The sequence below is a fragment of the Candidatus Moraniibacteriota bacterium genome, assembly GCA_016699385.1.
In the GTDB taxonomy this organism is placed as follows: domain Bacteria; phylum Patescibacteriota; class Minisyncoccia; order Moranbacterales; family UBA1568.
In genome coordinates, this window is record CP064974.1 from 114,276 (window position 1) to 129,396 (window position 15,121).

The window sequence follows — 15,121 nt, forward strand, 5'->3', positions numbered from 1 at the left end:
TTCTTGATTCTCTGATACACTGCGCGGTAGCGAGGGTCTTCTGGGGGCGACTCTTCTGCAGGATTCCAAAAAAAGATATACAAGCCAGTTTCCGAGAGTGTCCTCATGTGTGGAGTTTTCTCCGTATCTCGGGGGCACGTCCGGGCTGGCTTTTCTTGACACTGTTTTTTGCCTCGTGATAAAGTGGGGCATTCTCATGAAGTCCGTTTTTTTGTTTGCTCTCCTTCTGGGAGTTCAGGAAGTGTATTCTCTCTTTGCCTAAACCTCTTTCGTGCGTATGGCTGAAATCAAACCGGCAATAGAAACCTTTGCAAAAATAAAAGTCGTGGGCGTTGGCGGATCGGGATGCAATGCCGTCTCGCGCATGATCGAAGCGAAGATCAAGGGTGTTGAGTTTGTTGTTGTTAATACTGATGCGCAGGCGCTTCATCACTCGCGCGCGAGTGAAAAAATTCACATCGGAAAAAATCTGACCAAGGGGCTTGGCGCCGGTATGAATCCGGAAATCGGTCGGCAGGCGTCCGAAGAGAATCGTGATGAAATCCAGGAAGTCTTGAAGGGTGCCGACATGGTGTTTGTCACCTGTGGTTTGGGTGGGGGAACCGGATCGGGTGCGGCGCCTATTGTCGCTGAGACTGCCAAGGAAATCGGCGCACTCACGGTTGGTGTGGTGACAAAGCCGTTTGCATTCGAGGGCGCCCAACGACGCGCGATTGCCGAAGAAGCACTTCGCAATATGCAGGAGCGCGTGGATGCACTGATTACAATTCCAAATGACAAACTTCTTTCCATTATCGATCGAAAGACGACCCTCATCAATGCGTTTCGTATTGTGGATGACGTGCTTCGCCAGGGGGTGCAAGGCATATCAGATCTTATTACCCGACCAGGTATCGTAAATGTCGACTTTGCCGATGTGCGTGCGATTATGGAGGATAGTGGTAGTGCACTTATGGGTATCGGTATCGCCTCGGGTGAAAATCGTGCTATGGAAGCGGCAAAGGCGGCAATTAATAGCCCCTTGCTCGATCTTTCAATTGACGGTGCCAAGGGAGTCCTCTTCAACATCTCCGGATCGAGCGACGTCACGATGCTCGAAATTAATGAGGCGGCAAATATTATCACAGAAAACATCGATCCAAATGCCAAAGTCATTTTTGGTGCGGTTTCCGATGATCAGGTGAGGAAGGGTGAGGTGCAGATTACGGTTGTGGCGACCGGGTTTGATAACGGGCGGACGGTTGAGGATCCGTTCCGGAAGCTCTCTCGCGTCTCGGCAATGAAAGATGATCAACATGATAATCATCGGGATGTGCACGATGATCGTCGTGTTGTCCGTGAGACGGTTCCTGTCCGCGAGACTCCTGTAGCATCGACATCGTTTGAGTCAGTGGAGAGAACTTCTCAGCGAGAGGAATCAACTGATGAATTGACACAACCGACGGAAGATCCTAATGGAAGAATGTTTCCAACGCGGAAGCTGGAGCCAAAAATGATTATCGAAGAAAAGATAGCGCCTCGAACGACACCGATTCATGGTGATGCGAAGGATGACTTTTCTGATGAAGATGATTTGGAAGTCCCAGCTTTCATTCGGAGGAAAATGAAGAAGAACTGATTTCTGTCTATGACGGCTTCGCGGGTATTTCGGATGGGGATGCTTTGTAGCATCGGAGGGACCGGAATCGGTCTCTTTTTTTCATGGTCTCTTGGTATAGCACTCTTTGTGTGTGCCGTGGCTATCGTTGGGATGACAGTATGGCATTTTGAAAGGTTTTTTGCTCTGGTAGCATGCGTGATTGTACTTCTTGTTTTGTTCTTTGGATCGTGGTTTCGAGCGTCGCAGGTTGTATCGAAATGGGAAACACTCCCAGACGCATCAGTGCATCTCGAACGCGCCATCATTATCGATCGAGTCAAGCAGACAGAGCATGCGAAGCAAGCACTTCTGAAGCCAATTTCGTGCGGAGAGAGTTCTTGTCCCTCGACTCGAGTGTTGGGCACCTTTCCTTCTTTTGCTGATATAGCCGATGGCGATGTGATTTCTCTCTCGTGTACCTTGGAGAGACCGACATCATTCACGTCGGACTTCGATTATCCGAAAGTGCTCGCAAAAGACGGCGTCGGCTCTATTTGTCGATTTCCAAAGGAATGGAAAAAAGAAGGGGTGTCAGGAAGTATCTTTGCTCGCATGATTCGGGAAACTCGTACGGTAGTGGAAACGGTATTGGAGCGGGCGATACCGGAGCCGGAATCTGGACTCGTGCTCGGACTGATAGTCGGTGGAGACGGGCGATTGTCGAAAGGTATTCAGGACGAGTTTTCTCGCACGGGTCTTTCGCATATCGTCGCTGTTTCCGGGTACAATGTTTCGATTATCGCGGTCATATTCATAAACGCGCTTATTTTCTTTGGGCTGTATCGGCAACAGGCTTTTTGGGGCGCCCTTATTGGCATTGTGTTTTTTACGCTCCTTGTGGGTGCGCCAGCATCTGCGGTGCGGGCGGCGGTTATGGTTTCGGTGGCGCTTCTTGCGACGAGGATGGGCAGAGTGGGGAATCCGATAAACGGTATTCTCTTTGCGGCAGTTGGTATGCTGTGTATTAATCCGCTTCTTCTTCGATACGATATTGGCTTCCAGCTTTCTTTTGCGGCGACGCTTGGGATTTTTCTTGTCACGCCATTTGCACTGCTTTCTCTCCGGGCGGGAGATGTCGTTGCTACGACTCTTGCTGCCGAGCTCTTCGTGTTGCCGATTATCCTGTTTCATTTTCATGCGCTTCCAGCACTTTCGCTCGCGGTCAATGTGCTCGTTCTTCCATTGGTGCCACTCGCGATGATATGTGGCGTGTTCGCATTTTGTTTCGGTGGAATACTTCCGTCACTTGCTGCAGTGTTTGGTTTTCCGGCATTTCTTGTTTCGCGTGCCATTCTTGAAATCATTCATTTCTTTGCCTCTCAACCATTTGCTTCGGTTTCGGTGGCAAGCTTTGGCGTAGGGGCAGTAATTCTGTGGTATGGATGTATAGGCACGGCACTCGTCTTTCTTCGACGGAAATTCCCCACAGCGTTGTCATTTAGATAGTTATCTCTGAATTTTTAGGTAAGAGTTTTCCATGAAGGTTTCTACGAAAATAATCGGTCTTGTTGTCTTGATTGTCGGTGTTGCGACGATCTTTCTTGCGATTGTGATTGGTGTAAACGGAAGACCTCTCGCGCGGGTCGCATTTCTCAATATAGGACAAGGCGATGCGATACTTATCTCGTATGGTTCGAATCAGCTGCTTATTGATACAGGGAATGATAGTCGTGCCCTTCTTTCTGAATTGGGGCGACAGCTCTCTCCGTGGGATCGGACGATTGAAATGGTATTGCTCACGCATCCGGATCAGGATCATGTCGGAGCATTTCCCGATTTGGTGTCTCGGTACAAGGTGGGGATTCTCCTTTCGGCGGAACTTCCCAACACATCGGCGATTGGGCGGGCTATTCGGAAAGAAGTTGATGCGCATGGTATTCGAAGGATTGAACCTCGTGCAGGCTTCACCATCACCTTTGCTTCCGACATGCAAATCGAGACGCTTTTCCCGGGGAGGGATTTTGTGTCGGATCCGAAGAATACCAATGCGTCGAGTATTGTTGAACTCCTCCGTGTTGGGAAGGACACATTTCTTTTTACGGGCGATCTCCCTCGGGAGGAAACCGTGCTTCCTGCGGTTGATATTCGCGTGCTCAAAGTGGCGCATCATGGGTCGAAATATTCGACCAGCGATTCGTTCCTCGATCGTATGACGCCGGAAGAAGCGGTCATCTCAGTTGGCAAGAATTCCTATGGACATCCGGCAGAGGATGTTCTGACTCGTCTCTCAAATCATGCTATTCGCACGTTTCGTACCGATGTGTCGGGGACGATTCTCTATACGTGTCCGGTCTTGCCAGATGCTTCTTGTCAATCGCCGTGAGTTGTCGCTTTGACGAAACCTCTGTGGCTCGCTATGCTGAAGAAAAAGAAAACATCTATGAAATTCAAAATAAAACAAAATCCTCGGGAAGAATTTTTTTGGGAGTTGGTCGCAGGGAATGGGGAGTTGATTTGTGCGAGCGAAGCCTATCAATCCAAGGAGTCTGCTGTGAAAGCTATCAATTTGGTGAAATTGGAGTCTGGACGGGCAGAGATTGTTGATACGACGGTTATCTTTCGCCGAGCATCTGGTGGATGAAACGCGAAGAGCATATTCTTATTGATTTGGTATTATGTCGACACTGGTTTTTGATATAGAGACAATCGGAGAGGATTTCGATACGCTTGATGAAACGACACAGAAGGTGTTGACACGATGGATTCGTGAGGATTCATTTAGCGACCAAGAATACCAATCGGCGCTTGAGGATGTGAAAAATAGTCTTGGTTTTTCGCCTTTGACCGGCGAGATTGTGGCAATCGGTATGCTCGATGTCGAACGAGGGAAGTCGGCGGTCTACTTCCAAGCGCCAGGCGAATCAACAGAACCGTTCGAAGAGAATGGCGTTATGTATAAGCCGATGGAAGAAGGAGAGATGATTGGAGAATTTTGGCGCGTTGCTGAGAAATACGATTCGTTTGTCACCTTCAATGGGCGAGGTTTTGACGTGCCGTTTCTTATGATGCGGTCGGCGGTTCATCAGATTCGCCCGACGCGCGACCTGCTCTCAAATCGCTATCTTCCACTTCAGCGTGGCGCAAAGCATATCGATCTCATGGATCAGATGACATTCTATGGAGCGACACGTCGCCGACCGAGTTTGCATCTTGCGTGTCGCGCCTTTGGTATCCCGACACCAAAGGGCGAGGGAATCGATGGGGATAGTGTCACGAGATTTTTTCGCGAGAAGCGATTCAAAGATATTGCTCGGTACAATGTCCGCGATATCGAAGCAACCGGCGCACTCTATGGCTATTGGGATCAGTATTTGCGATTTTGAGTCGGAGACATTACAGACGCTTGATTCTTTCTGATTTTTCGGGTACTCTTTCTCAATAAGCCATTTTGTATTTTGTATGGGAAATGCACAAAAAGAACGAACGTTGGTGATTATGAAGCCGGATGCGGTGCAACGATCGCTCATGGGAGAAATTCTCGGACGGTATGAACGTAGTGGTCTCAAGCTCGTCGCCATGAAAATGCTTATCCCGACGCCAGAAATGGCAACGGAGCACTACATGGTAGGCGGTGAGGAATGGCTCGAAAATGTTGGCAAGAAAGCATCTGCAGCGTATGAAAAGAAGGGCGAGAAATCCCCGTACGCAACGTTTCGCGAGAATGGCATGGCGATTCTTACGTCAAATGCGACCTATCTTTCTGCTGGACCGGTGGTTGCGATGGTGTGGGAGGGCAATGGCTCCGTGGGTATTGTCCGGAAGTTGACTGGAGCGACCGAGCCCTTTGGAAGTGATGTGGGGACGATTCGCGGTGACTTCACCGTGGATTCGTATCAGCTTGCCGATACAGGCAATCGTTCTATCCGCAACCTTATTCACGCCTCTGGTGATCCGTCAGAAGCCGAGAAGGAGATTCCTATTTGGTTTGCCGAAAAAGAGCTTCTTTCTTACCGACATGTTCAGGAAGCGATTCTCTACGATGTGAACTTGGATGGGATTTTGGAGTAGTTGAGTAGTGCTCAGTTGTACTTTGCGAGACCGATTTGCTTCTTCTGCAAATCGGTTTTTGTATAGGCTGATATTTATTTTGTGCTTATTGACACAAAGGCTATGATGCGCCATAGTCTGTGGCAGAGGGAATGTTCTTTGCTGAGAGGGAAATCAAAAGTCTTTATACTCGAACGGGAGGTGTAAAATGTTGCATCCGTTGAAATGTTTGCCACCGCCAGCAATCGTTGTTGCGGACGTATTGGACCTCTCCGCAGCTGTGGTCCGCGGAAATAGTGGAGAAATTATCAGGACGGGTTCAAAGTGCGCCCAAAATGGATTCCGAATCTCTCTCGGTGTTTCGTATGCGTTTTTTTGCGCGGTTTCCGTTATAGCTGGTTCTGTCGGATTGGCTCCGGAAACCTCCTCCAGGGAAGAATAATCGTTTGATTCAATATTTCGTGGAGTATCTGAGGCAAGTCTGGTGAGACTTGCCTTCTTCTTTTCCTGCTTGACAACTGTTTCCGCTCAGGAGTAAACTCTCACCATGACAACAGCGACGAACAATGTAATGTGTGCGGCAGGGTGGGGTCTTCTTGACCTGCGTTTCTTTGTGGGCGTCATTGCACGCAAGAAGCACATATATTCGTCGGGGTTGTCCTAAAGGAGGAGAAAGAAGCAAAGGAAAAAACACCCGACGAAATAAGTCGGGATTTTTGTTGATTTAACAATAGAAAACATGTGGAGATTTCATAATGGCTACTACTGCAGAACGTAGCGGAAAGTCTGCTGGTGAAGGTAATTACTGCCAGAGAAAACAAAGACCTTATTTTGTGGGTATGCCGGAGTCATTCGAAATGCCTCCTAGGAAAAGAGTTGTCGTAGTGGAAGATGGTGCTTCTCACACGAAACACGTTTTTGTCCAAAGATAATGAGGAGTAACTCGATATGCTATTTCTGAATGATTCTGGTCTTTCGGGTGCGGGTATTGTGCGTTTTGAGGAAGCTGTATTGGATGTGTCACTTCAGCTTCTGAATGTTGAAGAACGTTTAAGGGATCCACGTACTCCGGAACATGAAAAAGGGTGTCTTCGTCGAAAGAAACGGGATATTGAATTCAAAATGGTTCAATTTCAAAGTGGCATGAACAATATCTGACGGTAGGAACACGAAAACAGCCTCTTAAATTTGAGGATGTAAAGAATGTGAAGAAGGCGATGCAAACATCATCGCCTTTTGATTTTTCTTTGGGGGCGTGATAGGTTATGTGGGAAGTCGATATTGTCTGTATATCGGGCTGTAGTATACCGGTAGTACGCGTCCATGGGGTGGATGTAGACCGGGTTCAATTCCCGGCAGCCCGACAGGAAAAAATCTCCCGAGAGGGGAGATTTTTTGGTGCCGAGAGTTGGAGAAAAATTCTATTTTTTCTGCTCTGCGAGGAGATCCCGTATTTCCGTGAGAAGAAGTTCTTGTTTGGAAGGTTTCGGTGATGCAGAGGGAGTGTCTTTTCCTGCTGGGCGGAGGCGGTTGAGTTGTTTGATGAAAATGAAGACGGCGAATGCAGTGAGAGCGAAGCCGATGATATTGGTCAAGAAGAGTCCGTAGTTGAGTGTCGGTGCACCAGCTTTCTGGGCGGCTTCGAGTGTCTGGTAGTGGGTGCTCGAGAGGTTCCAGTAGAGTTCGGAGAAGTTTACCTTGTTGAGGACGAGTCCCATGGGTGGCATAAGAATATCCGACACAAGGGAAGTGACAATTTTGCCGAAAGCGGTTCCGATAATGACGCCGACAGCGAGGTCGATGACATTTCCTTTGATAGCAAATGATTTGAATTCTGCAATAAACGACGCCATAGGACAGTCATTTCGTAGAAAGCGGCTATTTCTTGACCTTGGTAAGCGTGCGAATGGCTCGGGTGCTGAGTTTCACACGGACACCACCAATCTTTTTGGACTGGAGGTTTATTTTGAACGTACGCCGGGTGGCGATATTCGAGTGACTTCGGGTGTTTCCGGAGGCGGTGCCGCGACCGGAGAAGGCGCATACTCTGCTCATAATTGATTCGTTAGGAAAAGTATGATAGAAAAGGTATCATAGCGTTGGCATTCCGTCAACTTGACGCTGCTCTCTCTCGAGCCTTTCATTTTAGCTCCAATTGTTGCTTATGTCACCCCAAGAACTAGTGCTCGTTGGATTCTATCTCGTTATTCTCCTCTACACGGTCATCATGCATGAAGTGGCACATGGTGTTATTGCGCTCTGGCTTGGTGATAGGACGGCGCAGTATTCTGGACGATTGACGCTCAATCCGGTTTCTCACATCGACATCATGGGATCGATTGTGGTGCCGCTCATGATGTTTTTTACGACGGGTCTCGCCTTTGGTTGGGCGAAGCCGGTGCCATACAATCCCTACAATCTCAAGAATCAGAAATGGGGACCGGTTGCCGTTGCTTTTGCTGGACCGGGTTCGAACTTCTTGCTTGCATTTATCGCGGCAATTATTGCCCATGTTCTTCCGGTGAGCCTTGCTGAGCGACAGGATATTTTTTCCCGGTTCTTTGGCATTATCGGGCGCGTGGGAGAGTGGTCGGATCGGTGGGGTGGTTTTGCAGATGCAATCGCCGGGTCGCTTCCAGGGATATTTCTCGGGTTTCTTCTCATGGTGATTTTCTGGAATGTGCTACTTGGGGTTTTTAATATGGTGCCTATTCCTCCACTCGACGGTTCGAAGCTCTTGTATCCGCTTTTGTCACTTCGCCCCGAGACGGTAATCTTCCTTGAGCAGTATGGATTTGTCTTTCTGCTTCTCGTCATTTTCTCGCCGCTCGGACTCTTGATTCAATGGCCACTGGGCATATTTCTCGACTTCTTCCTTAGTATCGCAGCGTGAAGATTTGGGTGTGGAAGAAATATCATTTTGCTTGCCGGAAGAGAATATTCGTAGTGGCTGTTGACAAGAGGGGAAACTTCCCGTACTATCGGGAAGCAAGCGAGTTGTCGCTTTTTTGTTCGTATTGCTCTCATATTTTCATCTATTTGTCTTTAAGTTTTACTCCTGTGCCGACACTGAATCAGCTGGTCCGCCGTCCGCGGGTCTCATCCTCCAAGAAGTCAAAGTCGCCTGCGTTCGGGTTTGTAATGAATACCCTCAAGAACCACCCGACCAATTCGACGGGTCCATACAAACGAGGGGTGTGTCTCAAGGTGTCGACGACGACACCGAAGAAGCCAAACTCCGCGCTTCGGAAAATTGCTCGCGTTCGCCTTACCAATGGTATGGAAGTGACTGCATATATTCCCGGTATCGGACACAATTTGCAGGAGCACTCCATTGTGATGATTCGCGGTGGACGAGTGAAAGATCTTCCAGGTGTGCGCTATCACATTGTGCGCGGCGTACTTGATGCTTCGGGTGTTGCCGATCGGAAGCGCAGTCGCTCGAAGTATGGAGCAAAACGTCCGAAGGAAGCATAAACATCTCATACTTCTCCTCATCTCTTTTGCTAAATATATCGATAAGGTTTTTGCACGAAGTGATGTTCGCTTTCTTGGAACATATTTTTATAAACCAGAGATTTACTCCTTGAATTTTTCTCGCTTATGCCACGACGGAAACGACAATTTGATAAGACCTGGAAAGTTGATGCTCGCTATGGAAATCCATTAGTCGGGCATTTCATCGGTATGATTATGTGGGACGGTAAGAAAACCGTGGCAGAGCGGATTATTTACGATTCATTCGAGATTATCCGCGAGCGAACCAAGAAGGGCGGACTCAATGTCTTCGAACAGGCAATCAAGAATGTTTCCCCACTCCTTGAACTCAAGAGCCGTCGCGTAGGAGGTGCCAACTATCAGGTGCCGATTCCAGTGTCCGGTGATCGCCGACAAATGCTCGCGATGCGTTGGCTTCGCGATGTGTGTCGCAAGAAAAAGGGCAAGCCGATGGCGGAGCGCTTCGCCGACGAATTTCTCGATGCTGCCAACAAAACCGGTCTTGCCATGAAGAAACGTGAAGATGTTCACCGCATGGCGGAAGCCAACAAAGCTTTTGCTCACTTCGCCTAAACAATCTTCTCTCTTATAAATATCAACGAATGTATCTCTGAATCCTTAACATTCTCTTCGTATGCCTCGCACGACACCGCTCAAAGACTATAGAAATATCGGAATTATTGCGCATATCGATGCAGGGAAGACAACCACTACCGAGCGCGTACTCTTCTATACGGGTATTACGCACAAGATTGGTGAAGTTCATGAAGGTGAGGCAACAATGGACTGGATGGAGCAGGAGCGTGAGCGCGGTATTACGATTACGAGCGCGGCGACAACATGCTATTGGAAGAAGCATCAGATTAATATCATCGATACGCCAGGACACGTCGATTTCACTGTTGAAGTGGAGCGGTCGCTTCGTGTGCTCGATGGAGGTGTTGTTGTTTTTGATGGCAAGGAAGGGGTTGAACCGCAATCGGAAACCGTGTGGCGACAGGCGGACAAGTACAGCGTGCCACGCATTTGTTTTATCAACAAAATAGATAAAGAAGGGGCTGACTTCGAAGTAGCGCTCGCTTCTATCTGGAACCGACTGACACCAAATGCCGTCGCCATTCAATATCCGATTGGTGTTCGATCGGACTTTTCCGGTATCGTGGACCTCATGGAAATGAAGGCGTACACGTTCGAGGGCGCTATGGGTGAGAAGATTGTTCCGATTGATATTCCGAGTGACATGGCTGAGACGGTCAAAAAGTGGCGCGAAACCATGGTGGAGAAAATTTCCGAGACGGATGATATACTCATTGAAAAATTTTTGGGCGGTGAGGAGATTTCTGTTCCCGAACTCAAAGCGGCACTTCGAAAAGCAGTCATTTCAACGAAACTTATTCCCGTGCTTGTAGGAACAGCGTTGCGCAATAAGGGTGTGCAACTTGTTCTTGATGCAGTGGTGGACTATCTTCCTTCGCCTCTCGATATTCCTCCGGCGAAGGGAATCGACCCGAAGACTGGTGCAGAGATGGAAGTGAGAGTGGAAGACGGTGCCCCTTTTTCGGCGCTTGCTTTCAAGGTGGCGACAGACCCGTTCGTCGGACAACTCACCTTTTTCCGAGTGTACTCTGGTGTGGTGAAGGCGGGATCGTATGTGTTGAATTCTACCAAGGGTGAGAAAGAACGTATCGGGCGTATCTTGCAGATTCATGCGAATCATCGTGAAGAAATAGAGGAGCTCTATGCGGGTGGTATTGGTGCATTGGTTGGCATGAAGGCGACGACTACTGGCGATACGCTCTGTGATGCTGAGAGACCGGTAATCCTCGAGTCCATCACATTTCCAGAGCCGGTTATTGATATTGCGGTTGAGCCAAAGACCAAAGCAGACCAAGAAAAGATGGCACTTGCTCTCAAGAAGCTTGCCGAAGAAGATCCAACATTCCGTGTGCACACTGATGAAGAAAGTGGACAGACGATCCTTTCCGGTATGGGCGAATTGCATCTTGATATCATTGTCGACCGCATGCGCCGCGAGTTCAAGGTGGATGTGAATGTTGGTCGCCCGCAGGTTGCCTATCGTGAAACAATTAAGATGACAGCGGAAGCTGAGGGGAAATATATCAAACAATCCGGTGGTCGCGGACAATATGGACACTGCTGGGTTCGTCTCGAACCTCAGGAAGCGGGGAAGGGCTATGAGTTTGCGAGTGAAGTAAAGGGTGGTGTTGTTCCGCAGGAATATATCAAGCCGATTGACAAGGGAATTCAAGAGGCCATGTTGAATGGTGTGCTTGCGGGCTATCCGGTCGTCGATGTAAAGGCAGTGGTGTACGATGGTTCCTCGCACGATGTCGACTCATCGGAAGCGGCGTTCAAGATTGCCGGTTCCCTCGCGTTCAAAGAAGCGATGCGTCGAGCGAAGCCGATTATTCTCGAACCAATTATGAAGGTAGTGGTGATTACGCCGGAGGCATTTATGGGCGATGCGGTGGGTGATATCAATGCCAAGCGCGGTATTATCAAAGAAATGAATGATCGTGGAGAGGGCAATGCTCGTGTGAAAGAAATCAGTGCTGAGGTGCCACTCGCGTCAATGTTTGGCTATGCGACATCGTTGCGCTCTATGTCTCAGGGTCGCGCGAGTTCTTCGATGGAATTTAGTCACTATGCCGAGGTCCCTTCAAATGTCTCCCAAGAAATCATGGGCGGCGAGAAGAAGAAATAGGAAGAGCGTTCTGTATACCTATCAAGTGTTTTGCAAAAAAATCCCGCTTTCTTGAGCGGGATTTTTGTAGCCGAAATACTTCCTTCTTTTTCAGTGCGTGCTATACTATGAGTTGATGAATCAACTTTTTTTCCGCAGGCAGTGGCGGAGAACAATTTTTTCAGGAGTTTCTCTTTTGGCACTTCTTTTGAGTGCTGCTTTGCCGTATATGGCGATAGCACAAGATGATGCGGGGAATATCCAAGATGATATTCAAAAGTACGAGAAGCGACTTGAGGCAGCGACCAAGAAAAAGAAAACGCTCGAGCAGACTCTCAATCAGGTAAATGTATCACTCAGTGTCGCGATAGCGGCGGTACAGAAGACGCAGGCGGCTATTCTCGATACAAAAGATTCGATTACACGTGCGGCACTGGAAATCGAACTCACAGATCAACAAATCACTTTGAAGCAAGCAGTGCTTGCTGATTTGGTGCGCGAGGCATATTTGCGAGGTGCTGAGTCACCGGCTGATATTGCTTTGGGAGGGGCAACGCTTTCGGAAATACTCGATACGTCGACGCAGTTCGCGACAATAGGTTCGCGCATCGGAAATATTCTCGATGATATGGAGCAATTGAAAGCTGATCGTGAAACTGAGAAGGCATCGCTTGAAACGAAAAAGAAAGAGGCTGAAGCAGCGCTTGCCAAGAAGAATGCCGAGAAGGCAGTACTTGCACAGAATCAGTCGGCAATTGCACAGGATGTTGCCGAACAAACGGCAACTGTAGAAGAGTTACAGAAGAAACTTGCTGAATTGGAAAGCGATTTGAATACATTGACCGGGAAGTCGTATAATGCAAAAGATATTAAAGAAGCAGTAGAATTTGCAAGTGGTAAAACGGGCGTACCGAAGGGCGTGCTCTATGGGTTTCTCAAAATGGAGACGAATCTCGGTGTTAATACCGGGCAGTGCACGTACAAGGAAGTGGAGAATGTGGCGGTTGCGCGGTATAAGAAGTATGGATCGAAATATAAAGCATCTATTGCGCTCCTCTACAAGCGGCAGGATATTTTCTATACTCTTGTTGATGATTTGGGATACAGTAAGAATAAGAAAGTGTCGTGTTCGCCAAGTGGGTATATTGGACAGGGTGGTGCGATGGGGGTTTCGCAGTTTATGTCGGATGTGTGGCAGGGCTATTCATCGGAAGTAGCAGCGAAGACGGGACACAAAACACCTGATCCGTGGAATTTGACCGATGGCGTGATGGCAATGGCAACTAAACTCCGCAAAGCAGGAGCGACATCCGATAAGGAGTCGGTTATTAAAGCGGCGTCTATAAATTATCTTGGCACCTTTTATAGTAACTATTACAATGGCATTGTCTATTGGTCGAAGAATTATAAAAAACTTTTCGATTGAGATATTTTGATTGGAGAGGAGACTCTCGAGGAGTGAAAAAAAACATGAAAATAAAAAATCAACAACTCAAAGAATTTATTCTCGACTCTGACTTAGTGGCAGCGGAGTCTCTCGAGGGCGCGTTTCAAGAAGCAGAACGCTCAAAGACATCTCTTGGAGTGGTGCTTTTGAGCAAGAAATTGCTCTCTGAGACCGATCTTCAGAAACTCTACGCGTATATTCTCGGCATTCCTTTTGTTGATCTTTCGAAGGAAGCCATTCCGACGGATATCCTTCATATTATTCCGGAACCCATTGCGAAGAAGTCACATGTTGTTGCCTTTGAGAAAGCGGGGACGAATCTCAAGGTGGCAATGCTTAATCCGGATGATTTGCAGACCATCGACTTTATCAAAAAGAAAACGGGTCTCAAGATTGTGCCGTGTCTGACGACCGAGGAGAGTATCAATCAGGTACTTCGTCAGTATGGGAAAAGTCTTAAAGCAGAGTTTGGTGATATTCTCAACGCAGAAAGTGTCGTTGGGGGAGAGTTTAGTGCTGATGTTGATCCGGAACAAAATCTCGAAAAGGTAGCGCAGGATATTCCGGTTATTCGCGTTGTTGACACGCTCATCAAACATGCGATTTTGCAGTCGGCGAGTGATATTCATATTGAACCGGAGGAAAAGGAAGTGCACGTCCGCTATCGTATAGATGGTATTTTGCACGATGCTATGACATTGCCGCGAGACATTGCTGCTGGCATCGTCGCTCGTATCAAAGTCTTGTCTAATCTGAAACTCGACGAGCACCGTTTGCCTCAGGATGGTCGCTTCAAATTGGAGAGTGAGGAACAGCGTATTTCGTTTCGCGTGAGCATCCTCCCTGTTTTTGATGGTGAGAAAATCGTAATGCGTCTTCTCGATGAATCTTCAAAAGGTCTCACACTTGAGAAAATGGGCTTTGCTGGCGTTCCGTTGGAGATCGTACATCGCGAAATCAAGAAGCCAAACGGTATGGTTTTGGTAACGGGACCGACCGGGAGTGGAAAAACGACGACACTGTACACCGTGATGGATATCTTAAATACGAATGAGGTGAATATCAGTACCGTTGAGGATCCGGTGGAGTATCGTATGCCGCGCGTGAATCAAACGCAGGTGAATTCGAAGATTGGTATGACATTTGCAGCGGCGCTTCGCGCATTGTTACGTCAGGATCCGGATATCGTTATGGTAGGAGAGATTCGCGATGAAGAGACGCTCGAAATCGCACTCCACGCGGCGATGACAGGGCATCTCGTGCTTTCGACGCTTCATACGAATGGTGCCGCCGCCGCGATTCCACGCATGATTGATATGGGAGCAGAGCCATTTCTCATCGCCTCGACGACCAATGTGGTGATTGCTCAGCGTCTCGTGCGTCGATTGTGTGTTGAGTGTCGTGAGGAATACCATATGAAGAAAGCTGAGTTGGCCACACTTGGAAAGACATTTAACCTCGAAGAGGTGATGGTGTCTCTGAAGAGAGAGGATCAGATGAAAGAAAAGCTCTCAAATATTTCTGATTGGGAAAGTGTATCGTTTTTTCGCGCGAAGGGTTGCGATCAGTGTGGTGGTGAAGGCTATCATGGACGAGTTGGTATCTACGAAGTCTTTGAAATGACGAGTGATATCCGTCGATTAGTAATGGAGTCGGCAACTTCGGAAGCGCTCGAAAAGGCGGCGCGAGATGCTGGCATGCTCACCATGGTGGAAGATGGCTTTCTGAAAGCGATACTTGGTGCTACATCAGTTGAAGAAATTCTTCGTGTGACCAAGGAATAGCTCTTTTTGGATTCTTATTGAGATGTGGTAGAATCAATCATGCTCATTTTCTTGAGTAGGAA

15 protein-coding genes and 1 tRNA gene are annotated in these 15,121 nt (G+C 48.2%); 14 read left to right on the forward strand and 2 right to left on the reverse strand.

Annotated elements, in window-relative coordinates:
• The first annotated feature begins 277 nt into the window (after nucleotides 1-277).
• The 8 genes from ftsZ (at nucleotide 278) to IPJ67_00505 (ending at nucleotide 6,990) form a co-directional block, all read left to right on the forward strand.
• Nucleotides 278-1,618 carry a cell division protein FtsZ gene (gene ftsZ / locus IPJ67_00470; protein ID QQR77615.1) on the forward strand — a complete coding sequence of 447 codons (1,341 nt, stop codon included), beginning with the start codon at nucleotides 278-280 and terminating at the stop codon, nucleotides 1,616-1,618.
• 132 nt (nucleotides 1,619-1,750) lie between these two features.
• Nucleotides 1,751-3,085 carry a ComEC/Rec2 family competence protein gene (locus IPJ67_00475; GenBank protein QQR77616.1) on the forward strand — a complete coding sequence of 445 codons (1,335 nt, stop codon included), beginning with the start codon at nucleotides 1,751-1,753 and terminating at the stop codon, nucleotides 3,083-3,085.
• 31 nt (nucleotides 3,086-3,116) lie between these two features.
• Nucleotides 3,117-3,962, forward strand: a complete 846-nt coding sequence (locus IPJ67_00480) for an MBL fold metallo-hydrolase (protein ID QQR77617.1) — start codon at nucleotides 3,117-3,119, stop codon at nucleotides 3,960-3,962.
• Between the two features lie 57 nt (nucleotides 3,963-4,019).
• Nucleotides 4,020-4,220 carry a DUF1508 domain-containing protein gene (locus tag IPJ67_00485; GenBank protein QQR77618.1) on the forward strand — a complete coding sequence of 67 codons (201 nt, stop codon included), beginning with the start codon at nucleotides 4,020-4,022 and terminating at the stop codon, nucleotides 4,218-4,220.
• Nucleotides 4,221-4,254: 34 nt separating this feature from the next.
• Complete coding sequence (locus IPJ67_00490) at nucleotides 4,255-4,962, forward strand: ribonuclease H-like domain-containing protein (protein QQR77619.1); 708 nt, start codon at nucleotides 4,255-4,257, stop codon at nucleotides 4,960-4,962.
• A 76-nt stretch (nucleotides 4,963-5,038) separates the two neighbouring features.
• The gene (locus IPJ67_00495) at nucleotides 5,039-5,647 is read left to right on the forward strand and encodes a nucleoside-diphosphate kinase (GenBank protein QQR77620.1); all 609 of its coding nucleotides are present in this window, start codon (nucleotides 5,039-5,041) and stop codon (nucleotides 5,645-5,647) included.
• Between the two features lie 927 nt (nucleotides 5,648-6,574).
• On the forward strand, nucleotides 6,575-6,784 hold the full coding sequence (locus IPJ67_00500; GenBank protein ID QQR77621.1) for a hypothetical protein: 210 nt from the start codon (nucleotides 6,575-6,577) through the stop codon (nucleotides 6,782-6,784).
• A 135-nt stretch (nucleotides 6,785-6,919) separates the two neighbouring features.
• Nucleotides 6,920-6,990, forward strand: a tRNA-Pro gene (locus IPJ67_00505).
• A 57-nt stretch (nucleotides 6,991-7,047) separates the two neighbouring features.
• On the opposite strand, the gene mscL is transcribed toward IPJ67_00505, so the two are convergent.
• Nucleotides 7,048-7,479, reverse strand: coding sequence for a large-conductance mechanosensitive channel protein MscL (gene mscL / locus IPJ67_00510; protein ID QQR77622.1), 432 nt, complete (start codon nucleotides 7,477-7,479; stop codon nucleotides 7,048-7,050).
• 25 nt (nucleotides 7,480-7,504) lie between these two features.
• Nucleotides 7,505-7,681 (reverse strand): 50S ribosomal protein L28, encoded by a 177-nt coding sequence (gene rpmB / locus IPJ67_00515; GenBank protein ID QQR77623.1) that lies wholly within the window; start codon nucleotides 7,679-7,681, stop codon nucleotides 7,505-7,507.
• Between the two features lie 109 nt (nucleotides 7,682-7,790).
• Between rpmB and IPJ67_00520 the strand changes: the two genes are divergently transcribed.
• The 6 genes from IPJ67_00520 to tadA all read left to right on the forward strand — a co-directional run bounded on the left by IPJ67_00520 (nucleotide 7,791) and on the right by tadA (nucleotide 15,059).
• Nucleotides 7,791-8,519: a site-2 protease family protein gene (locus tag IPJ67_00520; protein ID QQR77624.1), complete on the forward strand. Its 729-nt coding sequence runs from the start codon at nucleotides 7,791-7,793 to the stop codon at nucleotides 8,517-8,519.
• Between the two features lie 167 nt (nucleotides 8,520-8,686).
• The gene (rpsL, locus tag IPJ67_00525; protein ID QQR77625.1) at nucleotides 8,687-9,103 is read left to right on the forward strand and encodes a 30S ribosomal protein S12; all 417 of its coding nucleotides are present in this window, start codon (nucleotides 8,687-8,689) and stop codon (nucleotides 9,101-9,103) included.
• 126 nt (nucleotides 9,104-9,229) lie between these two features.
• Nucleotides 9,230-9,697 (forward strand): 30S ribosomal protein S7, encoded by a 468-nt coding sequence (gene rpsG / locus IPJ67_00530; protein QQR77626.1) that lies wholly within the window; start codon nucleotides 9,230-9,232, stop codon nucleotides 9,695-9,697.
• 61 nt (nucleotides 9,698-9,758) lie between these two features.
• Nucleotides 9,759-11,849: an elongation factor G gene (gene fusA, locus IPJ67_00535; protein ID QQR77627.1), complete on the forward strand. Its 2,091-nt coding sequence runs from the start codon at nucleotides 9,759-9,761 to the stop codon at nucleotides 11,847-11,849.
• A 175-nt stretch (nucleotides 11,850-12,024) separates the two neighbouring features.
• Nucleotides 12,025-13,254 (forward strand): lytic murein transglycosylase, encoded by a 1,230-nt coding sequence (locus tag IPJ67_00540; GenBank protein QQR77628.1) that lies wholly within the window; start codon nucleotides 12,025-12,027, stop codon nucleotides 13,252-13,254.
• Nucleotides 13,255-13,298: 44 nt separating this feature from the next.
• Nucleotides 13,299-15,059: a Flp pilus assembly complex ATPase component TadA gene (tadA, locus tag IPJ67_00545; GenBank protein QQR77629.1), complete on the forward strand. Its 1,761-nt coding sequence runs from the start codon at nucleotides 13,299-13,301 to the stop codon at nucleotides 15,057-15,059.
• Nucleotides 15,060-15,121: the final 62 nt, after the last annotated feature.